The sequence below is a fragment of the Sodalinema sp. genome, from assembly GCF_046483825.1.
In the GTDB taxonomy this organism is placed as follows: Bacteria; Cyanobacteriota; Cyanobacteriia; order Cyanobacteriales; family Geitlerinemataceae; genus Sodalinema.
Map to the genome: position 1 here is coordinate 25,938 of NZ_JAWOCL010000218.1, position 23,270 is coordinate 49,207.

A 23,270-nucleotide genomic window follows, 5' to 3' on the forward strand; every position below is an offset into this window, starting at 1 on the left:
GGCCATCCCTATCGCTAAGCGTCGGGGTTGGCTGAAAGGCTGTCGGGTTCCTCATCTAAGAGGGGATCGGTTTCGGCTAATCCCAAATCAGATTCTAGGGTATCAGCCTCCAGCGTGTCTTTCCCTGAGAGGGTGTCTGTGTGGGAAGGGTTGACGAGATCGTTGGTAAAATCGAGATCCTCAGCCGGTCGAGACTCCGAGGACAAACTCCCGGCCAGTTGGGTGTCGAGGGGAACGGAGGTCTCTCGTCGTTGGATCTGGATTTGGTGCAGTCGTGGGCCATCGGTAGCCACAACTTGCAAGGTTAGGCCGTGGAAGTTGAAGCAATCCCCAATATCGGGAATCTTCTGCATTTGGTAGATGAGGAAGCCGCCAAGGGTTTGGTAGTCGTCGATGAGAGGAAGGTTTAAATCTAGGAGTTCGTTGACTTCTTCGAGATCCAGTTGAGCCTGAACAATGAAGGTGCGATCGTCTATCATTTGCACCGCTAAGTCTTCCTGGCGTTCCGTCTCGAGACTTTCGCCGACGATTTCGGCGATGATATCCTGCATGGTGATTAACCCGGCGGTTCCGCCAAAGTCATCGACGACCATCACCATGGGTTGAGCCGAGCGTTGTAGCAGCGGGAGCAGTTCCCCGAGGAGGGTGCATTCGGGGACAAAACGCGCTGGACGCACCCAAGGCTGAATGGGGGTATCGAGGGACATTTGTCCGCGAGCGAGGGGGTCGGCGAGTTCTTTGAGATGGACGATTCCTCGGATATCGTCGAGGGATTCGCCAATGATGGGATAGCGGGAATGACCGGAATGGGCCACTTCTTCGAGGAAGCTGCTAAAGGTTGCGTCGCTCGGAAGTGCGGCGATTTGGGTGCGGGGAACCATGACTTCTTCGGCGGCGACATCGCCGAATTCAAAGACATTGCTGAGCAGTTCCCGTTCTTCGGCTTCGAGGCCGGTGGATTCTCCTTCGAGGGCGATGATACGTTGCAGTTCTTCGGGGGTGACGCGGTTATAGAAGCGGCGGTCGACGTCGCGAATCCCCACCAGTCGCAAGAGGAGACGGGTGGATTGGTTGAGAATCCAGAGGAAAGGATTGAAGAAGCGGGCGATCGCCAAACTGGGGGGGCCAAGAAGTTGGGCTAATTGTTCGGCGTAGAGGAGGGCCAGGGATTTGGGACAGAGTTCCCCGAGGACGATTTGCAGATACGCCACGAGCAGGAAGGCCAGGGGAATCGAGAGGCTATGGGTGACGACCGTGGCGACGGGAGGGGCCAGGGGAAGGGTTGTTAGCAGCAGGGCCACGAGAGAGGCCATGGTCCGCTCGCCGATCCAGCCTAGGGCTAGACTCGATAGGGTAATCCCCAGTTGAGTGGTTGACAGGAGGCGATCGATATCCTGTTGCAGAATCTGCACGCTACGGGCCGGGAGATCTCCGGCATCGACGAGTTGGTTGATGCGCGATCGCCGCACGGACACCATGGAAAACTCGGCGGTGACAAAGAAGGCGTTGATGGCAATTAGACCCAAGACTGAGAGTAAGCTCAAGAGGATATCTTGCCAGGTCTGAGCTTCGAGTCCGAGGGTTAGGGCCAGTAGGGGGGGATGAATCAGGAGGACCAGTATTAGGGCCAACAGGCCGATACCTCCCAGGCGAGAGAGTCGGGTAATGGGGTTGGGTCTTCGAATCAAGGGTTTGTGGCGATTGCGGTTCCCGCACGCTTTGCGAACGCTCACGAATTTCAAGGTCGGTCCTGGACTTATACCTCTTAAGTTTGACAATTTCAGTTTGACAATATCTTGTTCTAGGCTGAGTCAACGCTGTCCTCGGACTGATAACTTTGGATTTGAGCTTCAACATCCTGCAAGATATCTTCTTCGTCAAGAAATCGCGGGTTGTTGCTGTTGGGCTGATTGTCCGGTTGGTTGCTGAGGTTGCTTCCGGGTCTAAATTCTGGCTGAGTGACTCCTTTGAGAGCCTCTCGCCCTAGGGAAAATCCCCAGATCGCGCTGAGACCCCCCGCTGCCATCATGAGTAGTAGTAAGGTGATGGTTAAGAAGACAGTCCAGTTAAATTTCATGGTGGTGAGTCTCGCTAACGTCTTGTCAGTCAGGTCCGGGCGAAGTGGTTTCGCTACATTGACGCTACAGGAGGCAGGATAGTGGGTCAGGCCAAGTCCGCACTATTCTATCCTAAGTTTTGTGCGAGCGGGGTGCTGACAGGAATCATCCTTGAGGAATTTTGGTCACCCCCTAGCTGAAATTTGACCGATCGCGCTAGAATCGAATCCGGGTTCTTTCTAGGAGACTGGAGACTCCCGTCGCATTTGGGCGGTTGGCCGAGCGGTTTAGGCAGCGAACTCATAATTCGCCTTAGGCGGGTTCAACTCCTGCACCGCCCACTATCAGGTTTGAGACCGGGTTGAGGCGGCAAGAACGGCGATCGCGCCGGGTTGCGATCGCCGTTCGCGTCACGTTCACTCCCTCTCCGGGATAGCTAGTCAAGGAAAAACTCACTTCCACGAATGGGGCTACTTTGGCCGCTTCGGTTCATGGTATCGATGGAGGTATTATAGGGGTTCGCCAGATCCGGAGTCCGCATAAAGGGATCGTTGGTCAGTTGCTGCAACATGACATCACGATACAGGACGTTCAGGAGTTCGCCATCCCGAGCAATGTCATTTTCGGGGAAGGCGAAGAAGAGACTGTCGATCTGACTGGGGATGCTCCGATTGGTGAAAAAGTCACGACTATGTTCGAGAAAGGCTCGTTCAAATGCATTGGGAAGGGTCAAGGTTCGTAGCCGTCGCGTCTCTAATCCGGGAACCGTCACTTCTGAATCGGAAATTTGGGCTGTCGCGGCTGGGGCCATGGACATCATTGTCGCGATCGCCGCTCCGAATAGGCTGGTTAGACGCAGTGAATGGTTCATAGACTTCTCCTCAACGTTGATTCTTTAGTTTAACCGATCCATTGGCTTATTTGAGTTTTCCTCAGCGCCTCCCGTTGACGGCGCGATCGCCTCAATTGTTCCCCAGTTTTTCGTGATCCCCAATCTCAGTAGGAACACTCAGATTCAGCCAATCGTCCCTAAACTCGATTCAGTATAACCTGGGAATCTTGCCCTCAACCATTGCGATTTATTGCAATCTCAGGCATTCCTAACGTATCAGAAAGCACCTTTTTTGCAAAAAGGTTATGATAAGGTTAAGAGAGAGCAGTCGACTGAAACGACCTAGCCAATGCAACCTAAATGCAACGAGTTAATCCCGTCCCAAACCCCGGTTCTCCCGTTGCTCATGAGTTGGTGTTGATTGCGACGCTCAACCCAGACAGCATCTTGACAGAAAATCTAGTAAAACACAGAGAATTTATCATGACGAACCCAAACTTTTTAACCGTTAAACATCCTTATCATGGTCGGCTCGACCCCAACCATCCTGAAGCGTTATTGTTCGATGCGAATCTTCAGGAATTTGCCCAAAAAGTTGGCTATATTAGTTGCCTAGAAACCAGCGGTAAACTTCCTCCAGATATCGCGTTTCAAGAAGTCGAAGAACTTTGGGAAAAACTCAAAGATGCAAGCCAATCTCTTGGCTTGGAATCCCCCGACGATCACCATTAGACTATGAGAAGTCAATTCATGCCAATCAGGGGTCACAGGGCCAAACAATCGGGCAACCCAGCCGGGTTGCCCGATTGTCGTAATTCAGTCTCGGGGTTGCCGAGAATCTAGTCATCAAGATGATCTAAACAATGGTCAACGGTCGCCAGATAGCCATCATCGGTGAGAGTTTCAGGAGATAATCGATCATCGGCGATCGCCGCCTCAACCACATCTTCAGCACAGATCTGGCCACTATCATAATCCGACGCAAGTTGATTGAATTGAGCGATTCCCTGATCTTGGAGATAGCCATTGCGGGCCAGTTGAACTAGGTCAACGGCCGAAATCCCCTTCTCCGGTGATTCTGCCCGAGACGGCGGTACGGAGATTAAGGAAACACAAAGCAGGGAGAGGAGGGTGAGATTTAAGCGTTTTAGCATGATCAATGTCCTTTTATAGCAGTCGTCATACAAATCAGGACACTTGGGGTTGAAAAATCTTAAGATCTGGTAAGTATTGCCGAGGTCATGTCGAGTATGGCTCGTGCTATATTTTTAACTACATTTATATAATAGCATGGTTATTTAATTTGTGCAACAAATTTTGGTGTGATCGGTCTCGGAGGATTAAGCGGTCGCCGATCAACCTCCATAGGTGCGAGGCGTATACACCCAAGGTCGGCCCTCTCCCGATTGCACCTGGCGCGTCTGACTCGATCCGATTAAAATTACTGTCCGCATATCCGCATCCCCAGCCGTCACCTCTGCCAACGGCTTCACCCTTACCCCTTGCCCAACTCGCCCCAAATTGCGAGCCAAAACCACCGGTGTAGCCGGCGATCGCCACTCCAGAAGTAGCTCCCGCGCCCGGTCTAACTGCCAGGTCCGTTGCTTAGACACAGGATTATAAAGAGCGATCGCAAAATCCCCCTGGGCCGCCGCCCGCAAGCGCGACTCAACCACCGACCAAGGCTTCAGAATATCCGAGAGAGAGATGACCGCAAAATCATGACCCAGCGGCGCACCCACCTGAGCGGCCGCCGCCTGCATCGCTGAAATTCCTGGACAGACTTCAATCTCCACCAGAGACCAATCCGGGTTCTCTCGGGTTTCCAAGACCTCAAACACCGCCGCCGCCATCGCAAAAATCCCCGGATCTCCCGACGAGACCAACACCACCCGTCGGCCCATAGCCGCCAAATCCAACGCCTGACGAGCGCGATCGCCCTCAACACGATTGTCCGACTCATGACGGCGAATCGACGGCGATCTTAGCGGTTCCACCAAATTCAAATAGGTCCGATAACCCACCCAATCCGTCGCCTTTAGCAAGGTTCGCCGCACCTGAGGCGACATCCACTCAAACGATCCCGGCCCCGTCCCCACAATCGCCAAATAACCCCGTTGAGGCAATTGTTCATAGACCAAACAGCGATCGCTCGGACGAACATCAGGACCGATCTCAGTCGCAACAATCAGCCGGTATTCTCCCGACTCAGACCCCGACTCAGACCAAGGTAAACGACTCTGTTCGAGCCATTCAGGCAAACTCCCCTCCCAGGCGAAGCTTGTCGGGGAGGGGGTGGGGTGGGTTTCAAACCTCACCGTCGCCCCAGCCAAAACCTGAGCAATAAACCCTTTTGCCTGATCGGGGTCATTCAGCAAGCGATAGCCCCGAGGCGGCGCCAGAAGCGTCGTCCGAAAGCGAATCTCTCCACTGGCGGTAATCGCCGGGGAGACCTGCAACAGTTGGGCAATCTGACGGGCCAAGTCATTCACGCCCTGTAACCCTCCCAGTAGAGGAACCACTGTACTTCCATCTTCGGCGATCGCCAACACGGGCGGGTCCTCCGTCTTATTGCCCAACACCGGGGCCAAGGTGCGAATGAGAATCCCCGCCGCACAGATACCAATAATCGGGGTTTTCTCTTCAAACAGCGATCGCAGCGTCGGCCCAAACTCAGCAAACGAGTGGTCTACCCCCGTCGTGCGGCGGTCTAAGCCATAGACCATGCCATCGCACCCCTGGGCCACCTGACGGGCCAGGGAGACACTTCTCTGATTCAAAACCACAATGGCAACCGTCATCGCCACCCCTCCGCATTTACGAATCACTCATTATCAAGGGGGTTGAGTGAGAATGCAAGCACCGTTTCATCAATTCCCTTGAGATGTAGGGGGCGAAACTTGGTAATTTCGGATTCTTGTAAATAGTCCGCCACCGCTGCTGAAATCAGAATCCCTCCCGGCTGGGCCACTTCCTGAAGCCGCGCCGCAATGTTAACACTCGGACCGATCGCCGTATAATCCGATCGCTCCTCACTGCCAAACATCCCCACCACCGCTGTTCCTTGGTGAATGCCACAACGGAATTGAACTGGAGTCAGTCCCTCCTCCATCCATTGAGCATTCAGGGCATCCAACTGATGATACATCTGGCGGGCGGCGTGAATGGCCTGTTGCACCTGAACCTCGGGTTTCATATCCTCGGGTGCGCCAAAAATCGCCATCACCGCATCACCGACAAACTTATCCACCGTTCCCCCGGCCTGGAAAATCACCTGACTCATCGAGGAGAGATACTGATTTAAAATTTGGGCCACTCGGCGCGATCGCAGTTGATTGGCCATCTGAGTAAACCCGACAATATCCGTAAAGACAATGGTCACCAGGCGCGGTTCCGGGGTTAAATTCAATTGCAACTCCCCCAAACGGGCTTTCTCCACCAACGCCGGCGGCAGAAAACGGGTTAACACCGATTGCGTTAAATAGCGATTGAGGTCCTTAATCTGTCGTTCTTGTTCCTTGAGGGCTAATAAGTTGCGAATTTGGGCCAGGAGTTCGCGATCGTTAAACGGCTTCGATAAATAGGCATCGGCCCCCTGTTCGACGCCTTCGAGGCGGGTTTCTTCGTTGGCTTTGGCCGTCAATAAGACAATGGGGGTTCCCTGTAAGTCTTCATCAGCACGAATCGCCGCAATCAAATCTAATCCCGAGACCTTGGGCATCATTAAATCGGTGACAATAGCATCGGGATGGTGAGATTTAGCGAGAAGTATCCCTTCCTCGCCGTTACTGGCTAGGAGAGCCTGATAGCCTGCCTCCTGGAGAATCCCCGCCACATAGACTCGTAAGTCACTGTTATCTTCGACAAATAAAATGGTGGCGGCAAAATTGGTGGCGTTTTTCTTGACATTTACATTAGATTGTGGTACAGGTCTATCGCTGCCGGTGGGCAGAGCCTCAGCCGCCTGAGAATCTGACGAGGTTAGGCGTTGTTGGCCAAGGCTGTGGGAATCGCAATCGAGATCCGCCAACTCAACCGTGAAGCGGCTGCCCTCAGGCCGCGCCTCATCGTTAGTCGGGGCGAGAGATGTTTCGCCCCCACGCAGACCCGATGGCGATTCTCGCCCGCTTCGCGATCGCGCCTCTAAGGCTAAGGAGTCCGGGGGGAGATGGTCGCTTCCGGTGGGCAACTGCACGGTGAAACAACTGCCCTGGCCCACCTGGGACTCAACCTGCACCTGACCGCCATGGAGTTGTACCAACTCCTTAACCAAGGCTAAGCCGAGACCACTACCCTCGTAGGTGCGATCGACAGAGCCTTCAGCCTGATAAAAGCGGTCAAATAACTGGGGGAGGCGATCGCCGTCGATGCCAATTCCCGTATCTCGCACCTGCAACCTGACACCCTCCTCATCTTGGGCCACCGAGACCTCAATCTCGCCACCTGGGGGAGTAAACTTCATTGCATTCGACAGCAGATTATAGAGAACCTTCTCAAACAAATCCAAATCCAGATACACCAGAACCCGACCCTGAAGCCGTTGTTGTAAGCGAATCCCCTTACGTTGACAATAGGGACGAAACGCCTCTAGGGTTTGTCCAACCCAGGTTCCGAACTGACAGGGAGCAAACCTCGGCTGCATCCGTCGTTCATCGAGCCGTTGCAAATCCAGCAATTGATTCACCAACCGCAACAGCCGCCGACAATTGCGCAGCGCCATCTCAGCCCGCTCATAGGATAACCCCTGTCCCTGATTCACCGCCGCCTCCAGGGGTCCCATCATCAGCGTTAAGGGGGTGCGAAACTCATGGGAGACATTTTGAAAAAACTCCGTCTTCTGACGGTCTAAGATCAGTAAGCGTTCCGCCTGTTGGCGCGTTTTCTGATAGAGTCGAGCCTGTTGCACGGCGATCGCCGCCTGAGCCGCCACCGCTTGCGCCAGAGACACCTCATGCAGATGCCAAGCTCGGGGAGTGTCATTTTGTCGCAGGGAAATACTGCCAATAATGCGCCCATCACAGAGTAACGGAACCACCAACAGAGCGCGGGCCGGATGATGAAACGGTTGATAATCCTGAGTCCAGGTCGGTTGAGCCGCCATATCCTCAATCACCACCGGCTGTTGCGTCTCCAGCAGATGTTGTAGAACCCGATTTCCCTCAATGGGAACCACCGACTGAGGTAAACGGCCTTCGCTACTGTCTTCATGCTCTCGCTCATACAGGCCCACACAGTCGACAAATTCATCCTCTTGAGTCCAGAGGGATAGGGCGCAGCCATCAGCCTGTAACGCACAGCCGAGTTGTTCGGTAATCGCCGCAAAAATATCGGGAGGATTGAGACTCGAGCGAATGGCAGTGGTGATGGTGTTAATCAAGGCTTCCCGCTGAGCCAGAGTTTGCATCATCTCCAGGGTTTGGGATTGGGCCAGGGTCAGGGCCGCTTGTTCGGCCACCATGACCACCAATTGCACCTCATCATCCTGCCAAATCCGTCCCTGACTGCATTGGTGCAAGGCCAAAACCGCCACCAGAGAAAATTCTCCGGGCCGTTGGGCCATCTCCTGGGGGTTGATCTCTCCGGTGAGCAGCGTGGGATGACGATACACCGGGGCGCTGAGGGGGACAATTAGACTCGAGCGAATATCGGCCTGTTCATAGGCGTCCGAGAGATGGTGATGAGCCTGGATGCGTTCATCCCGAGAACAGTCATTCATGACGACAATCTCGTCAGTCTCCCAGAGGGTTTGAGCTAAGCAGGGATCTAAGGCGGGGCGTTGGCGGCCAGTGGCGCGTTTGAGATGGTCTGGGAGGGTGGGGCCAGCGTAACCAAACCACTGCGATCGCGAAGCGTGCGAGAATCGCAATCGCGAAGCGTGCGAGAATCGCGATCGCGAAGCGTGCGAGAATCGCAATCGCGTTGGTGGGGTTGACTCAGAAGTCCAACCGGGATCGTCACAGGTACGCAAAATACAACAACTGGCCTCGAACATCTGCCCCATCGTTTCGACAATGGTTTGCAGGATTTGCCGATAGTTGGTGCGCGAGCGAATGGTGTTGGTGACCGCATTCAGCAGCGACTCTTGGCGTAGGGTGCGACAGAGTTGTTCAGTGCGAGTTCGTAAGACATTATGAGTATCCACCGCCTGGCGCACGACGGCCCGTAACTCATCGACGTGCCAAGGTTTAGTGACATATTTAAACACCTTGCCACTATTAATCGCCTCGACCAAGTCGTCCACATCGGTGTAGGCTGTCACCAGAATGCGGATCATGTCGGGATATTGCATGGCCGTCAGACTCAGGAACTCGGTTCCCGTCATTTTCGGCATCCGCTGATCCGAGACGATCACCGCGACATCTTCCTCTCGGGCAAGAATTTGCAGCGCCTCTTGCCCACTAGAGGCTCTGAGTACCTGATAGGTCGGGGACAGAACGCGCTCGAGTAGGTCAAGGTTGTCGGGTTCATCGTCCACGACCAAAATCTTAGTGAGGCGACGGGGGCGATCTATCATTCAAGATCGGTCAAACAACAGTGGACAGTTAACAGTTGGCGTAACAGTTCAGCCTGGGCGAGGGAGTCAGTGGTGCTGATGAGGTCAGCTCGGTCTGGCCCGACGCCAGGGGCCAAAAGACCGGTTTCCATCGCCGGTTTCCATCGCCAGTATAGCGAAAGTTGTCGAACCTCTTGCCCGTCGCATCTTAACCGATTCAGCTACAATGGAAGTTCATGTCAACGTTTGCGACTCATTCAGCCTCCTCAAGTCCTGTTCGCGGATTCTCAAGCTGGCATCCTTCATCCCTCCGACTAGACCTGTGAACTTCTTTGGTACTGCACGCTCTCAACCCAATTCAGGTTCTCAAGGACGGCCGAATCCTTCCTCTGTCTCTCGTTGGCTTGTTTCTGACGTGGCTGTGCGGCGGGCCACCTCTCAGGATTTACGGACTCTTTCGGAGATTTTGGCGGCCAGTTTTCATGAAACTCAAGGTTGGCGCACCTGGTTATTGCCCCTAATCCGTCTGGGAATTTATGAAGATTTACGCCATCGACTGCGTTCTAGCCAACATCCCCACGCCTGTCTGGTGGCCATCGATGGCGGCGATCGCCCTCGACTGGAACACGACCTCGATGCGCCCCTCGATGCGCCCCTCAATGCGCCCCTCAATGCGCCCCTCAATGCGCCCCTCAATGCGCCTCGGTTGGCCCGAGGTAATCAGCTTTTGGGAACCGTTGAGCTAAGTTTGAAGTCAACTCCAGCAACGGCATGGCACATGAATGGGTTGAGTTATCCCTACATCTCCAACCTCGCTGTTCGCCCCCAGGCCCGTCGCTGCGGTGTCGCGCGGCAGCTACTAATCGCTTGTGAGCAAACGGCCCTAGAGTGGGGCTTCCGGGATATCTATCTGCATGTTTTAGATAACAACCTACCGGCTCGTGCCCTTTACACCCAGTTGGGCTACCGCCTGCGACGAGTTGAGTTAACTTGGGGAGCGACTTGGTTTGGTCAACCTCGACAATTATTTCTCTCAAAGTCCCTCATCCGTTCCTGACGGGGTTCGCCTCGGATGATGCCATCATGGCGTTCAACCCGGCTCAAGTGTTCAGGTTACCTGGGGCAAAGGCTGACGGTGGAGCCTAGCGAAAATTTCTGATAGAATCAAGGCAAGGGTGTGGCCAGTGATTTTATGAGGACGGGACTGACTCTGGGACAGGTTGTGCTAAGGTCATGACATCTAGGTCATTGCATCTAGGGTTGTTCCATTATCTAAAATACTCATCACCCACGACCGTTTAGCGGACTGACAGAGCTGGTTTTGCCGTGATTGAGTGCTGGATCTATCTCTCCTGTCGTCCTTCTACTTCGGTACGAGTTTCGTGGTATCTCTTAACAGATTAAGTTACTCTAAGAGCAGATGCCTCCCCCTTGACCGCCTGACTATGACCTAAGGCATGATCCATTCCTGAAACGAGAGTTACTGATATGTCGCGAAGCCTCGTTAAGTCTTCACAACCTGCCGAGCTTATTTCCCAGCTTAATAGCGGTCAGCTGTTGGCGGTCGATAGTCGTCGTCGCAACGGCTTGATTATCTACAAACGATACCACGCAGAGTTTGCGGGACCTGGGGCTGCTGTTGGGGGCTTTTTTGATGTAGGAACCCAACGGACGATTCCCGTTGGGGATCTCGCTCTTGTTGCGCCCGAAGCCTATGAAGATCGGCAAAAAGCCTATTCCATTCGACGACATTGGATTCGTCTGACGGAACAGTTGACGGAAAACCCCGTCCCCCTGCAACGGGCGAAAATGTTGTTGGCCCAGTTTGAACATTATTTTGACGCAGATACGGTAAACAGTTTGCCCGATGATGCCTTAGCGAGCTTGGTGGGGGTTTTGCCCAGTACCATCAAGATGGTGCGTTACCCTAAGCGAGTCCAACCTCGGGAGTTGAGAGCAATGGCTAGGGTTTAGAGACTTTTCAGGAGAGGAGTGCGTCAACGCCCCGGATAACAGGGTTTTGGGCGTTGTTTTTTCGTGGCAATTGTCGTGGCAGCAATTGTCGTGGCAAGGTTTACATCTGCATGGGAAGGACGAACCAAGAGGTGCCTGGCTCCCTAGGAGGCACTGGCGGCTAAATCGGCTGCGTTTTGGGCGTCGTCTAAGGCTGGACGTAAGCATTCTAACCATTGAATGAGACTATCGAGTTGCTTTTCAGCCGAGAGGACTCCGAGGCCACGCACGGTGACCTTCCCAGAACTATAGACGAACCGGGACTGTAAATGTTTCGGTAAATGTCGTTTTAAGAGTCCCCAGGCGGGTTCTTCCATGGGGGTCTCTAGGACGACATGTTGTTTTCCTTCGGGCTTGATGCGGGAAAATCCGAGCGTTTTGGCCAGTTGTTTGAGTTCCATCACCCGCAACAGTTGGCTGGCGGCTTTCGGGAGGGGACCGTAGCAATCTTGCCAGTCAAGGGCGATCGCCTGCAAGGCGTCCGAGGAGTCAGCGGTAGCCACCTGACGGTAGGCACTCATTTTATGGTCGAGATCCGGGATATAGTTGCTGGGAATAAAGGCCGTCAGGTTGAGATCAACTTGGGTATCATTGACTTTGGGGATAGCCTGGCCCTGAATGTCGCGGATTTCTTCTTCAAGCATGGTGCGATAGAGATCAAAGCCGATCGCATTCATCTGGCCCGATTGTTCGGCCCCCAACAGATTCCCCACGCCGCGAATTTCGAGATCTCGCATGGCCAACTGATACCCCGATCCCAATTGACTAAACTCTTGCAACGCCCGCAAACGCTTCTGAGCGGCTTGGGAGAGTTGACGACGCTGACTATAAAATAACCAGGCATGGGCCTGAACCCCCGATCGCCCCACCCGGCCTCGCAGTTGATACAGTTGAGACAGACCAAAGCGATGGGCATCTTCAATCAAAATCGTATTGACGCGGGGAATATCTAAGCCTGACTCAACAATGGTGGTACAAACCAGAACATCCGCTTCACCACTGCTAAAGGCTAACATCACTGATTCGAGTTGAGCCACGTCCATTTGACCATGGGCGATCGCAATCCTAGCACTCGGAACGAGTTCACGAATTTTCGCCGATCGCTCCTCAATCCCCTCGACTCGGGGAACCACATAAAACACCTGGCCGCCGCGATCGAGTTCCTGGGCGATGGCCCCTCGGATGGTTTCCCAGTCATAGCGGGCTAAATGGGTTTTAATGGGACGGCGGGAGGGCGGCGGCGTGGTAATCAGGCTAATCTCACGAATCCCCGACAGAGACATATACAAGGTCCGAGGAATCGGTGTCGCTGTCAGGGTTAAGACATCGACTTGGGTTTTCAGGGCTTTGATTTTCTCTTTCTGACTCACCCCAAATCGCTGTTCTTCATCCACCACCAATAGTCCCAAGTCTTTGAACTTCACGCTTTTACCCAGGAGTTGATGGGTTCCCACCACGACATCTAACTCCCCAGTGGCTAAACGTTGCTGAATGTCCTTGCGTTCCTCGGTGGTGCGGAAGCGGTTAAGCAGGCCCACCTGAATCGGGTAGGGGGCAAAGCGCTCTTTGAGGGTGTGATAATGCTGTTGGGTGAGGATCGTCGTGGGGGCGAGTAGGGCCACTTGTTTACCGGCCGTAATGGCTTTAAAGATGGCCCGGATGGCCACTTCAGTTTTGCCAAAACCCACATCGCCGCAAACTAAGCGATCCATGGGGCGATCGCTCTCCATATCATGTTTAATATCTTGGGTGGCTTTGAGTTGATCGGGGGTGGGTTGATAGGGGAAGGAGTCTTCGAGTTCTTGTTGCCAGGGGATGTCGGGAGGATAGGCAAATCCCTGTTGTTTGGCTCGTTGGGCGTAGAGTTTCAACAAGTCAATGGCAATTTTCTTGATGGCTTTGCGGACTTTGTTTTTCGTCCGTTCCCAGGCTTTGCCCGACATTTTGTTGAGTTGCACGGTGCCACTGCCGGTATGGCGGTAGCGAGAGAGGGCGTTGAGTTGATCGGCGGCGACGCGCAGGGTTCCATCGGCATAGCGTAATACCAGATATTCGCGGGTTTCGCCGTTGAGGGTGAGGCTTTCGAGTTGCAGAAATTGCCCGATTCCGTGGTTATGGTGAACGACGTAGTCTCCCGGTTGCAGTTGGTTGGGATCGACTTGTTTGGAGGCGGCCCGGCGACGTTTGCGGATGTAGCTGGGGCTGGCGAGGGCATGTTGACCGAAGAACTCGCGATCGGTGACGATGACGAGGCGTAGGGTGGGCAGGATGAAGCCTTCGAGTTCGGCTTGGCCTGAGTATTTGAGGGCGATGGGGATGTGATGGGTTTGCAGGCGATCGACGGCGGGATAGTCGCGGGGATTGGGCAGGAATTGGGCGCTACAGTCATGTTCTTGGAGTAGGGCCACGGTGCGACTGGGTTGGGCGGAGACGAGAAAGATGTTGAAGCCGCGATCGCGTTCCTGTCGCAGAATTTGCGCGATTTTGGCGAATTGATGGGGGGTGGTGGCTAGACGGCGACTGGCCAGGTTGAGATGTTTGCCGGGGTGGTTGTCGGCGTCGCGATCGCTGACGACTAATTCCCGCAAATCGACTTGTGGCAAGGGACAGGGGGCGAGACTTTCGTTTAGGGGGCGATGGAGGGGGCTGAGTTGGGGATGGCGATCGCGATGGCTGAGGAAGTCCTGTTCGACATGGTCAACCCAGCGATCGCTGTGACCCTGACAGGCTTCGGGTTCATCGACAACGAGGAGACTGTTCTCGGGTAGGTAGTCCAGCAGGGAGGCGGGGACATCAAAGGCTAAGCCGACTTGGGCGCTCGGGGATAAGTCGCTGGCCTGTTGGGGCCAATCGTCACCCATCTCGGTAGCCAGACCACTGTTGAGTTGGCGCGGTGTTAGCACAACTTGGTCTATTTTGTCAAGCGATCGCTGACTAATGGGGTCAAATTCCCGCATTTTTTCGAGTTCATCGCCAAAAAACTCCAGACGCAGCGGCAGTTCAGCGGAAACCGGGAAAATATCGATAATATCCCCCCGTCGGCTCCATTGTCCTTCACTTTCGACCAAGGACACCGACTCATAGCCCAATTCTGCTAACCGCCGTTTGAGGGCGCCTAGGGAGAGTTCGAGTCCGAGGTGGAGACGCAGACAGGATTGGCTAAAGTGTTCGCGGGGGGGTAAATGGGGATGAAGGGCGCGTTGGGTGGCGACAATGGCGAAGGGGGGAGGATCGCGGTCTGGTAGATGGACGAGATCGGCTAAAACTTGTAATTGTCCCCAGGTGATTTCGTCGGCATCACGGTCGTCATAGGGGGAGGCTTCACTGGTGGGGTAGAAGTGAACCACCGGCCAACCCATTTCTTGCAGTTGCGCCGCCCAACGGCCGGCTTCTTCTAAGGTGGCGGTGATGGTACAGAGATGCTGTTGACGTTGTTGGGCTAAGGCCGATACCATCAGACCCTTGGGAAAGCGAGGAACTCCATCGAGGTGTAAGCGTCCATCGCGATCGAGAACGGTGTTTAGCTCTTGAGTTAGAGGAGTTCGAGCCAGGGTACGAACAACGGAAGAAAAAGCCATAACAGAGCAACAGCAGCGATCGCACGACAGTGATGCGACGATTCATCTCACGGCTAACCTTCGGTCTAGCGCGAGTCTTCTCATCGCATTGAGCTGACATCCTCCCAGCGCCGAATCAAAGATTACGGCGTGGGGTTCCCAATTCAACCACCAAACTTATCAAGCAAGCTTTCGCTAACTTGACAGAGGTTTAGATGTCCTTGGGCGTTAATTCGGGAGTGTCCCCCCCTACTCACAAGTTCTAATCCTTTAGCCAAAAGATTCCGTCCAGCATTTTCGTCTCTATCGAGAACCAATCCACAGGAGCAAATATGGGTTCTTTGAGATAGGGACTTCTTCACAATTTGATGACCGGCACTACACTCTTGACTGGTAGATTGCGGTGGGACGGAAATGACAATTTTGCCAAAGACCTGACCGTAGTATTCCAACCACTCAAAGAACTGTCGCCAGGCTGCATCACTGATACTTTTAGCTAAACGATGGTTTTTAACCAGATTCCGCACTTGAAGCTCTTCAAACACCACCAAATCGTTAGATTTGACGACGCACCTTGCTAACTTCACAGCAAAGTCTTTACGTTGGCGAGAGACTTTTAAGTGCTTTCTTCCCAGTTTGGTAATCGCCTTTTTCCGCTTGTTGGAGCCTTTTTGTTTGCGACTTACCTGGCGTTGAAGCCGTTTGAGGGACTTCTCCGCTTTTCTGAGATGACGGGGATTCTCAATCTTATTGCCCCGATTATCAGTATAAAAGTGGGTTAAACCGACATCCAAGGCGATCACCTGTTCGGTCGGCTCCACGGCTTCTAATCGGTCATGTTTAAGGCAAAATTGGACATAATACCCGTCCGCCCGACGCACAACCCGAACCCGTTTAATTTGCTCGGGTTGATAATAGTTAAGGTCAAACGCTCCTCTCATGCGAAAGGTTCCTGCCTTAAATCCATCAGTAAACGTTAAAGACTGCCGATCTTCAGAGAGCTTCCAGCCCGTTGTTTTGTACTCAACCGACCTGGCCTTCTTGAATTTTGGGTATCCCTTCTTTTTGACCGATGGACTTTGGCAATTCTCGTAGAAACGCTGAATTGACTGCCACGCCTTTTCAGCCGAAGCTTGACGAGCTTGGGAGTTAAGTTTCTTGGCCCATTCATACTCTTTTGCCAGAACCGCACAGAGGGCAGATAGGTCGTATTGTCCAACGCCTTGATGATCCATCCAGTGTCGGATACAACGATTTCTGACAAAGGCTGCCGTGCGAATCATTTCGTCAATGACCGCAAACGGCTTGACAGAACCTCTGAGCTTGGCTTCAAGTACGAACATGACCAAGAGACTAGCTTTGTGGCTCCATACTACCATAACTTTTGTTGATGGGTCGCCATTCATCTCGGCACTCAATCCAAGATTAGAGTGCGAGCCTTCTTTCGACATTGAGGTCAATCTGATCTATTCTAACCAGATGCGGCCATTTCTCACCTCAGCGGCCATGGCTCTAGGTCGGTTTGAGTCTTGATTTAAGGGTTGGTTTGAGTGTTCAAGGCTACAAAACGCTGATCCGTCCTAAGGGACAATGAGCGGCAGTGGTTTGGTCAAGGGGGGTGGGGTTAAGGTTCGATGAACCTTTGCGTCATCATCAGTCCCCCTGAGCCATTGCACCGAGACTGAGACCATCCCCCCTTTCCCAAGCTACCTAGCACAGATGCGGTTCAGCATTGTTTAATAATGAGAACACCCCAGATTATTGTCTGTGGATTAGGTCCGACGGGCTACGAAATTTTCCGACTGCTGCGACAGCAAGGGATTGAGGCCATCGGTATCCATGATCACCCTCTCCCCCAGGAAACGGATCATGTGATTGTGGGCAATTTGCGATCGTCCTCGACGCTTCTCGCGGCTGGCATCCAAGAGGCTCAAACTCTGGTGTTAGCGATGGTTGATGATGCGGTCAATCTAGCGGTTTTAGTGCAGGCGCGTCTCCTGAATCCCCATATTCGCATTGTTAATCGACTCTTCAACCAGCGGTTGGGGGAACGACTCAATCATACCCTGGAGCATCATACGGCCATGAGTGTGTCGGCCTTGGCGGCGCCGGTGTTTGCTTTTGCGGCGTTCGGAAATCGGGCGATTGGTCAACTTCAGTTATTTAACCAGACTTGGCCCATTCATGAAGAGTATATCCATGAGGGCCATGATTGGCTAGGACGCACCTTAGATGAACTCTGGGACGATCGCTCGCGGATGTTGATCTATTATCTGCCGATGCAGACTCATTTAGATTTGGTTTCGGCGGTGTTGCGTCAACAGCCTCTGCAAGTCGGCGATCGCCTGATTATTGCAACTCAGCCGACGATCGGCTCCCGCCATAAATCCTGGCTGGCCCGAGGAAAACAATTTTTCCGTTGGCTGAAAACCCTACGTCAGCAAATTCAGTCGAGTGTGGCGATTACTCTGGTTCTGTTTCTAACGATTTTCGTTGCCACCTTGACATACACGGCAATTAATGCTGAGGTGACGGCGGTCGATGCCCTTTATTTTTCTGTGGGCATGATTACCGGGGCCGGCGGGAACGAAAAGGTTGCTGAAACGGCTCCAGCCTTGATTAAAGTCTTTACGGTGATCATGATGTTAGCGGGAGCCGGGGTGATTGGTATTGCCTATGCTCTCCTCAATGACTGGGTGTTGGGAACGAGCTTCCGTAAACTTTGGAATGCGGCCCCAACGCCGAGTGAGAATCACTATATTGTCTGTGGGTTAGGGGGCATTGGCATTAAGATTGCCACCCGTTTGCAGGAAAATGGCTATGAGGTGGTGGCGATCGATCATGATCCCAATGGTCGCTTTTTGCATACAGCCCAATCTCTGAAAATCCCGGTTGTGCAAGGAGACGCGACGCTCCCGGATACCCTGGAAACGGCGAACGTTCACCGGGCCAAGGCTCTGTTTGCGGTTAGCAGCGATGACACCACCAACCTAGAAATTGCCCTAACGGCTAAAGGACTTCAGAGCGATGTCCGGGTGGTTGTCCGCGCCCATGATGCCCATTTTGGCATGATGGTTCAGGAGGTGTTTGAGTTTAACTCGGTCTTGAGTCCGACGGAAATTGCTGCTCCCTCCTTTGCGGCGGCGGCCCTGGGGGGTCAGATTTTTGGCAGTGGGATGACGGCGGGAAATCTCTGGATTGCTATGGCCACGACGATCACCCCCGAACACCCGTTTCTGGGACAGGATGTGAAGTCGGCGGCGGCGAATGGTGATTTTGTGCCGCTCTATCTCGAAACCCGTGGCGATACTCTCCATGGTTGGGAGTTATTGGGGGCTGAGTTGACAGCGGGCGATCGCCTCTATTTAACGATTCCGGCTAATCGTTTGGCTCAACTCTGGCGTGTGGTGGAACCGGAACTTCAACTCCCGGCCCCATCGTCTGAGTCCAATGGTCAGTCTAACTCCCGTCAGAATCGGATCGTGATGAACAATTGACGGGACTGTCGGGGGGCAAAATCCCCTCGCTGGCAGCGGCTAGGGATGGCTTCTCCTCCTAGGAAGACAGGCCCTGTCCTGGCTGGGTTTCGCCATCACGCTACCAATCTTGTGGCGGAATTAGCTAAGTTGGAGACTAGGACAAACTGTTGAGCCAGGTGCGAATTTCATTGACGTCAATCGGGCCAGCATCCCGCACTTGCTCTCGGCTGTCTCCGGGTAAAGTCCAGGTTTCAGGACAGCCGAGGCTGGGTCGTTGGATTTGGGTTTGGGCAATTAAATCCAAGCTTTTAGCTTCGACGAGATACAACCTCGCCTGAGTTCCATAACTGGCTAGGGAGCCATACCAACCTTCTTCATTGAGATACCAGCAGGTTTCCCCATCGCTAGGGTTCATGGTCTCATGGGAGCAGAGAATCAAGGGCGTATCATTCAGGTCTCCTGAGGTGACATCACGCACATCAGCCTCAAGGTCAGGGAGTTTCCCGATGATGTCGTAATTGGTCTCGGGTGTGTCACGAATGAAGATAAGGCTATTGTCGGTGATCTCCTCTTCAGAGTGAGGCGCTTCGGTAATGGCAAAGACGGGTTTTTCAGATAGGGGAATGTCTCCCTCGGAAATCTTGGTAATCCGACAGACGCCGGCCAAGCGCGTTTCAAAGTCGGCTTGGGTTAGCCCCGGCGGTCTTTCTCGGCTGGAGGCTAAATCAGCGCTATTGGGGGCATCTCCGACCTGGGCTGGGGTTAAGGTTGCGGTTTGCTGACGACAGGCGACCAGGGTGAAGAGGAGCGAACAGCTCATTAGAGTCCGAACAGGGAGTTTCATGGGGAGAGTTTAATCGTCAAGAACGGGGAAAAGGGAGAACGATGGTTGGATTAGTTTGACCGTTAATTCATGACTGTGGTGTTTAATGTTAGCTATTTTAGTGTTTATGGGCACAGAGGAGATAGGGTCACGATGACAGAGATGTCTTGGTTACTGATCGGATATGGTAGTCTATTGCGCCGCGATGATGGAGTGGGACAACGGATTGCGGCAGAGGTGGCGGATTGGGAGTTACCGGGGGTGCGATCGCTGCCTCGGCATCAGTTAATGCCGGAATTGGCGGAATCCTTGGCTGATGTGGATCTGGCACTGTTTGTTGATGCCTCTTTGGAGGGAAATGAGGTCAGGATTGAACCTCTGAGTGCTGATTCTGAACCAACGGTGATGGGACATCATCTGACTCCCTCGTCTTTGCTGGGAATGACGCAATGGCTGTATGAGCGTTGCCCCCAAGCTTGGTTAATCTCGATTCCGGGCCAGGAGTTTGGTTTGGGTGAGGGATTGTCGGAGTCGGTTGAAGAGGCGATGACGCAGGTGCTTCAGCAGTTGCGGGAATGGTTCACGGCTGCCAATCCACTTGTCCTTGATGTTCACAGTGGAAGCCTTTTGTTGCCCAGTGATCTAAATCCACCTCACTCAGTTGAATGATTTGGTCACAGGAGGGGGCATAAATCTGACTGAGAACCGCCCAAAGTCCGGTTCGTGTGACGTCTAATAGGGTTTTGAGGCGACTTTCTTGGTTACCGGGTACACCAATTTCGGGGACGATGTTCGCGTCAACCCAGATTCCGTGCAACCCCAGGCTAATTCGGGCCATCCAAATGGCCCGAGGGAGATGACTGGCTGAGGTGATCAGTTCGACGTGATGCACCTGCCAACGTTCGAGGATGGGCAGGCTATAGAAGAAGTTATAAAAGGTTGAATAGGCGCAGTTTTCCAGCCAGACTCGGTCCATGGGGGCGTTGTCTCGTTCGAAGATGAGATAGATGCAGGGGGGCAGGGAACCGGTGGAGATGAGGATGGGAATTTGGGGGTGCGATCGCGCGTATTGGGCGCTATAGATTTCGCGGCGAATGCTTCCACCTAAGACGAATACCCCATCGGTGGGATCGTCTCGATAGCTGAGGGCCTCAAGGCCACGTAGTCCGCTAACGAGAACCAGGGCTAAGATGAGTCCCAGTATTCCCCAGGCGAGTTGGGTCCACAGCGATCGCTTAGACTGGAGCCAGCGCCAGAGTGACTGGGGGATTCTCTGCCAGGAGGGTCGGGTCATGTTAGTCGCTGCCTTCGTTGTTGCGGGGCGATGGGTTCAGGTCTTGTTGGGAGGGTGGGCGAAATTCGACGGAACCATCGTCCTGTCGAATGACTTGTGCGCCGAGGTTTTCGAGTTCGCTGATGGCTCGTTCTTTGACGCTTTCATCGGTGGCGTTAAAGTAAACTTCTTGCCAACCGATGAAACGAGCGCGCAGACTGTCGGGATTGTCCCGCAACCATTGGGCGGTTTGCCGGTAGTAGGAGGCAAAATCGGCGTAGCTGTCTGTTTCTGCGGCTAAGTCGGCCGCTTGTTCGTAGGCGTGGATGGCCCCAGGAACATCGCCCAGGAGGAGAAAGCGATCTAAGGCTTCTAGGAGGGCTAAGACAAAGGCTTGTTCGTCGATGTCGGGGCTAATGGACTCTAAGCCGCGATCGAGCAGTTCGACGCTTTTTAGGGGTTCTCCTTGGCAGTAGGAGACGCCTCCGGGGACAAAGGTATAGGCGGTGAAGAAACGGGGGTCTCGTTGAGTGACTTGGTCGAGATAGGCGAAGTTAAGACGACAGCCGGTTTGATCTCGGGCCGCTTCGTCGCCAAAGTATTGTAGATATTGTAGAAAGGTCCAACTGGCGATCGCGTTGTCAAAGCCTAAACTGGGCAATTGATCAAGAAGCGCGAGTTGCAGTTCTAAGCGTCGTTCTTCTTGGACGGGTTCGGTCTCCTGGTTGATGACCTGTTGCCAGCGTAGTCCCTGGAGGCCGATCGCGGCGATCGCGGCTAAGGTTGCGGTAATTAAACTTAATCCTATGGCTTTCGAGCCAGACAGCATTTGAACCGTCATAACCTCTGTGTTTTGGCCGAACTCTCCCTTCTAGGATAGATCACGGCTTGACATAAAGATCGCCCCTAATGGCCGCCGGTCTGTCAGATGATCAGTCAGATTGTCAGTCACATTGTGATCGCAGACACTACTCAACCGCCCCTGGAATGGCTACAGTGGTTTATCTTTTAAGTCAAAATAAGTCAAAATTGGTTAGACCCGCCCAGCCAGACCCACTAGGACTCGTACGGTGACTCATCTCGGATATCTGCTTAGGGCTGACATGGCATCGTTGAGACTAGCATCATCAGGAATTACGGTTCCAAGACCTGTAGATAGGGTCTAAAGGGTTCATATTCAACCTCGTTTCGCTTTATCGTCCTTCTTCGACCCCATCACGCATGAATCGTCCTCATCCTTCCATTCTTCAATCCGTTACGGTGGTTGGCACTGTTCTTCTAACCAGCACCGTGTCCTTCCTTAATCCGCTGTCGAGTCGATCGAGTCACGCCGCCACTTTGGAAAATAGTCCTAAAGCCGTTTTGGATGAGGCCTGGCAGATTGTTAATCGCGATTATGTCGATGAAAACTTTCAAGATACGGATTGGCAACAAGTCCGTGAAGAACTTTTAGGGCAGGAGTACAGTTCCCGAGAACAGGCCTATGCGGCGCTCCGTCGTGCCTTGGCCCGCTTGGATGACCCCTATACACGCTTTTTGGACCCTGAAGCTTTTGAGGCGCTCAATGAGCAAACCTCGGGGGAACTGTCGGGGGTGGGTTTGCGCTTAGAACGGGATGAGCAACAACAAAATCTCTCGATTGTGGAGCCGATTCCCAATTCTCCGGCGAGTCGTGAGGGGATTGAGGGGGGCGATCGCATTTTGGCGATTGATGGTGACTCAACCGATTTTATGGGAGTTGATGAGGCGTCGCAACGGATTCGAGGTGAGATTGGTACGCCGGTGACGTTGACGATTTTACGCGATCAACGAGAGTTTGATGTGACTCTCGTTCGTAGCCGCATTGAACTCCCGGCGGTTCATCATAGTCTCAGCTTGGAGGGAGACACTCGGGTTGGTTATATTCGCTTGAGTGAGTTTAGTTCTCATGCTCATGAGCAGATGTATCGGGCTATTGAGGAATTGAAAGATCAGGGGGTCGATGCGTTTGTGCTAGATTTACGGGGGAATCCTGGAGGCTTGCTGAATGTGAGTATTCAGATTGCTCGTATGTGGTTGAATGAAGGGGCGATTGTCAGTACGGTTGACCGTCATGGCAATGTTGAGGCGGTTGAGGCCACCCGGACGGCGTTGACGGATTTACCTCTGGCGGTTCTGGTTGATCGCAATTCGGCTAGTGCGAGCGAGATTGTGGCCGGAGCGTTACAGGATAATGAACGGGCTACGATTATTGGTACGCCAACTTTTGGTAAGGCGTTGGTGCAATCGGTTAATTCTTTGTCGGATGGCTCGGGGTTGGCGGTGACGGTGGCTCGTTATTTTACCCCCAATGGGACAGATATTAGCGAGCAGGGAATTTTTCCGGATTCTCGGGTGGAGATGACGGGGGATCAGCAACTTCTGTTAAGTCGGGAAGGCGATCGCCGAGGCACTCTTTCTGATCCGGTTTATTCGCGGGCGATCGACCTATTTCAACGCCAGATTCCGGTGGCCCGTGGTGAGGGTTCAACGGATGCGGCGGCAAAGGTTCTACGGCTCAAGGAGCTTGAGGCCGCTAGGTAATTTGCCCAGGTTTGGCTAGCTCGAACCCGTTGCCGGGAAAACTCGGCCGATTCAGGGCTGAATTGTTTCTGCCATCCTGTTTTCGGTGTGATCCCATTTTTCGAGATGTTTGCTATCGATCTGACACCGAGGAGGGCGAACGGCTATCCCCTCCACGGTCGGGGTTAGGGGTGGGTTCCCC

Annotated in this window: 18 protein-coding genes and 1 tRNA gene; 7 read left to right on the forward strand and 12 right to left on the reverse strand. The window is 53.5% G+C overall.

Annotation, left to right across the window (positions count from 1 at the left end; genetic code table 11):
- Window positions 1-14: 14 nt before the first annotated feature.
- On the reverse strand, window positions 15-1,592 hold the full coding sequence (locus tag R6U67_RS14140) for a hemolysin family protein (RefSeq protein WP_410253157.1): 1,578 nt from the start codon (window positions 1,590-1,592) through the stop codon (window positions 15-17).
- A gap of 209 nt (window positions 1,593-1,801) precedes the next feature.
- On the reverse strand, window positions 1,802-2,077 hold the full coding sequence (locus tag R6U67_RS14145) for a hypothetical protein (protein ID WP_410253138.1): 276 nt from the start codon (window positions 2,075-2,077) through the stop codon (window positions 1,802-1,804).
- A gap of 248 nt (window positions 2,078-2,325) precedes the next feature.
- On the opposite strand from R6U67_RS14145, the gene R6U67_RS14150 reads away from it, so the two are divergent.
- A tRNA-Ile gene (locus R6U67_RS14150) sits at window positions 2,326-2,398 on the forward strand.
- On the opposite strand, the gene R6U67_RS14155 is transcribed toward R6U67_RS14150, so the two are convergent.
- Both R6U67_RS14155 and R6U67_RS14160 read right to left on the reverse strand, forming a co-directional pair.
- The gene (locus tag R6U67_RS14155) at window positions 2,370-2,501 is read right to left on the reverse strand and encodes a hypothetical protein (protein ID WP_410253139.1); all 132 of its coding nucleotides are present in this window, start codon (window positions 2,499-2,501) and stop codon (window positions 2,370-2,372) included. The two genes, R6U67_RS14150 and R6U67_RS14155, sit on opposite strands and share 29 nt — an antisense overlap.
- Entirely contained in the window at window positions 2,494-2,928 is a 435-nt protein-coding gene (locus R6U67_RS14160; protein WP_410253141.1) for a hypothetical protein, read from the reverse strand. Before R6U67_RS14160 ends, R6U67_RS14155 begins: the two co-directional genes overlap by 8 nt.
- A gap of 444 nt (window positions 2,929-3,372) precedes the next feature.
- Here R6U67_RS14160 and R6U67_RS14165 point away from each other — a divergent pair, with 444 nt between their 5' ends.
- The gene (locus R6U67_RS14165) at window positions 3,373-3,621 is read left to right on the forward strand and encodes a hypothetical protein (RefSeq protein WP_410253142.1); all 249 of its coding nucleotides are present in this window, start codon (window positions 3,373-3,375) and stop codon (window positions 3,619-3,621) included.
- Between the two features lie 107 nt (window positions 3,622-3,728).
- Here the strand turns inward: R6U67_RS14165 and R6U67_RS14170 are convergent, their stop codons facing one another.
- The 3 genes from R6U67_RS14170 to R6U67_RS14180 form a co-directional block, all read right to left on the reverse strand.
- A complete protein-coding gene (locus R6U67_RS14170; RefSeq protein WP_410253143.1) occupies window positions 3,729-4,043 on the reverse strand; it encodes a hypothetical protein in 315 nt (104 codons plus the stop codon).
- Window positions 4,044-4,244: 201 nt separating this feature from the next.
- Window positions 4,245-5,690, reverse strand: a complete 1,446-nt coding sequence (gene cobJ / locus R6U67_RS14175; protein WP_410253144.1) for a precorrin-3B C(17)-methyltransferase — start codon at window positions 5,688-5,690, stop codon at window positions 4,245-4,247.
- Between the two features lie 23 nt (window positions 5,691-5,713).
- Window positions 5,714-9,403: a response regulator gene (locus R6U67_RS14180; protein WP_410253145.1), complete on the reverse strand. Its 3,690-nt coding sequence runs from the start codon at window positions 9,401-9,403 to the stop codon at window positions 5,714-5,716.
- 301 nt (window positions 9,404-9,704) lie between these two features.
- Between R6U67_RS14180 and R6U67_RS14185 the strand changes: the two genes are divergently transcribed.
- Complete coding sequence (locus R6U67_RS14185; RefSeq protein WP_410253146.1) at window positions 9,705-10,439, forward strand: GNAT family N-acetyltransferase; 735 nt, start codon at window positions 9,705-9,707, stop codon at window positions 10,437-10,439.
- A 431-nt stretch (window positions 10,440-10,870) separates the two neighbouring features.
- Window positions 10,871-11,356 carry a hypothetical protein gene (locus R6U67_RS14190; protein WP_410253147.1) on the forward strand — a complete coding sequence of 162 codons (486 nt, stop codon included), beginning with the start codon at window positions 10,871-10,873 and terminating at the stop codon, window positions 11,354-11,356.
- Window positions 11,357-11,499: 143 nt separating this feature from the next.
- On the opposite strand, the gene mfd is transcribed toward R6U67_RS14190, so the two are convergent.
- Together mfd and R6U67_RS14200 are read right to left on the reverse strand one after the other, a co-directional pair.
- Window positions 11,500-14,973 carry a transcription-repair coupling factor gene (gene mfd / locus R6U67_RS14195; protein WP_410253148.1) on the reverse strand — a complete coding sequence of 1,158 codons (3,474 nt, stop codon included), beginning with the start codon at window positions 14,971-14,973 and terminating at the stop codon, window positions 11,500-11,502.
- Between the two features lie 143 nt (window positions 14,974-15,116).
- Window positions 15,117-16,403, reverse strand: a complete 1,287-nt coding sequence (locus R6U67_RS14200; RefSeq protein WP_410253149.1) for an RNA-guided endonuclease InsQ/TnpB family protein — start codon at window positions 16,401-16,403, stop codon at window positions 15,117-15,119.
- A gap of 291 nt (window positions 16,404-16,694) precedes the next feature.
- Between R6U67_RS14200 and R6U67_RS14205 the strand changes: the two genes are divergently transcribed.
- Entirely contained in the window at window positions 16,695-18,449 is a 1,755-nt protein-coding gene (locus tag R6U67_RS14205; RefSeq protein ID WP_410253150.1) for a potassium channel family protein, read from the forward strand.
- Between the two features lie 136 nt (window positions 18,450-18,585).
- Here the strand turns inward: R6U67_RS14205 and R6U67_RS14210 are convergent, their stop codons facing one another.
- Window positions 18,586-19,275, reverse strand: a complete 690-nt coding sequence (locus tag R6U67_RS14210; protein ID WP_410253151.1) for a hypothetical protein — start codon at window positions 19,273-19,275, stop codon at window positions 18,586-18,588.
- Between the two features lie 132 nt (window positions 19,276-19,407).
- Here R6U67_RS14210 and R6U67_RS14215 point away from each other — a divergent pair, with 132 nt between their 5' ends.
- Window positions 19,408-19,923 (forward strand): hydrogenase maturation protease, encoded by a 516-nt coding sequence (locus R6U67_RS14215; protein WP_410253152.1) that lies wholly within the window; start codon window positions 19,408-19,410, stop codon window positions 19,921-19,923.
- On the opposite strand, the gene R6U67_RS14220 is transcribed toward R6U67_RS14215, so the two are convergent.
- Window positions 19,835-20,548 (reverse strand): YdcF family protein, encoded by a 714-nt coding sequence (locus R6U67_RS14220; RefSeq protein WP_410253153.1) that lies wholly within the window; start codon window positions 20,546-20,548, stop codon window positions 19,835-19,837. The two genes, R6U67_RS14215 and R6U67_RS14220, sit on opposite strands and share 89 nt — an antisense overlap.
- Window position 20,549: 1 nt before the next feature.
- Complete coding sequence (locus R6U67_RS14225) at window positions 20,550-21,368, reverse strand: hypothetical protein (RefSeq protein WP_410253154.1); 819 nt, start codon at window positions 21,366-21,368, stop codon at window positions 20,550-20,552.
- 380 nt (window positions 21,369-21,748) lie between these two features.
- Here R6U67_RS14225 and R6U67_RS14230 point away from each other — a divergent pair, with 380 nt between their 5' ends.
- Entirely contained in the window at window positions 21,749-23,089 is a 1,341-nt protein-coding gene (locus tag R6U67_RS14230; protein ID WP_410253155.1) for a S41 family peptidase, read from the forward strand.
- Window positions 23,090-23,270: the final 181 nt, after the last annotated feature.

Coding starts and splice junctions, on each gene's coding strand:
- R6U67_RS14145 (WP_410253138.1), bottom strand. CDS start 2,077: ATGAAATTTAACTGGACTGTCTTCTTAACCATCACCTTACTACTACTC.
- R6U67_RS14160 (WP_410253141.1), bottom strand. CDS start 2,928: ATGAACCATTCACTGCGTCTAACCAGCCTATTCGGAGCGGCGATCGCG.
- R6U67_RS14165 (WP_410253142.1), top strand. CDS start 3,373: ATGACGAACCCAAACTTTTTAACCGTTAAACATCCTTATCATGGTCGG.
- R6U67_RS14170 (WP_410253143.1), bottom strand. CDS start 4,043: ATGCTAAAACGCTTAAATCTCACCCTCCTCTCCCTGCTTTGTGTTTCC.
- cobJ (WP_410253144.1), bottom strand. CDS start 5,690: ATGACGGTTGCCATTGTGGTTTTGAATCAGAGAAGTGTCTCCCTGGCC.
- R6U67_RS14180 (WP_410253145.1), bottom strand. CDS start 9,403: ATGATAGATCGCCCCCGTCGCCTCACTAAGATTTTGGTCGTGGACGAT.
- R6U67_RS14190 (WP_410253147.1), top strand. CDS start 10,871: ATGTCGCGAAGCCTCGTTAAGTCTTCACAACCTGCCGAGCTTATTTCC.
- mfd (WP_410253148.1), bottom strand. CDS start 14,973: ATGGCTTTTTCTTCCGTTGTTCGTACCCTGGCTCGAACTCCTCTAACT.
- R6U67_RS14200 (WP_410253149.1), bottom strand. CDS start 16,403: ATGTCGAAAGAAGGCTCGCACTCTAATCTTGGATTGAGTGCCGAGATG.
- R6U67_RS14205 (WP_410253150.1), top strand. CDS start 16,695: ATGAGAACACCCCAGATTATTGTCTGTGGATTAGGTCCGACGGGCTAC.
- R6U67_RS14210 (WP_410253151.1), bottom strand. CDS start 19,275: ATGAAACTCCCTGTTCGGACTCTAATGAGCTGTTCGCTCCTCTTCACC.
- R6U67_RS14215 (WP_410253152.1), top strand. CDS start 19,408: ATGACAGAGATGTCTTGGTTACTGATCGGATATGGTAGTCTATTGCGC.
- R6U67_RS14220 (WP_410253153.1), bottom strand. CDS start 20,548: ATGACCCGACCCTCCTGGCAGAGAATCCCCCAGTCACTCTGGCGCTGG.
- R6U67_RS14225 (WP_410253154.1), bottom strand. CDS start 21,368: ATGACGGTTCAAATGCTGTCTGGCTCGAAAGCCATAGGATTAAGTTTA.
- R6U67_RS14230 (WP_410253155.1), top strand. CDS start 21,749: ATGAATCGTCCTCATCCTTCCATTCTTCAATCCGTTACGGTGGTTGGC.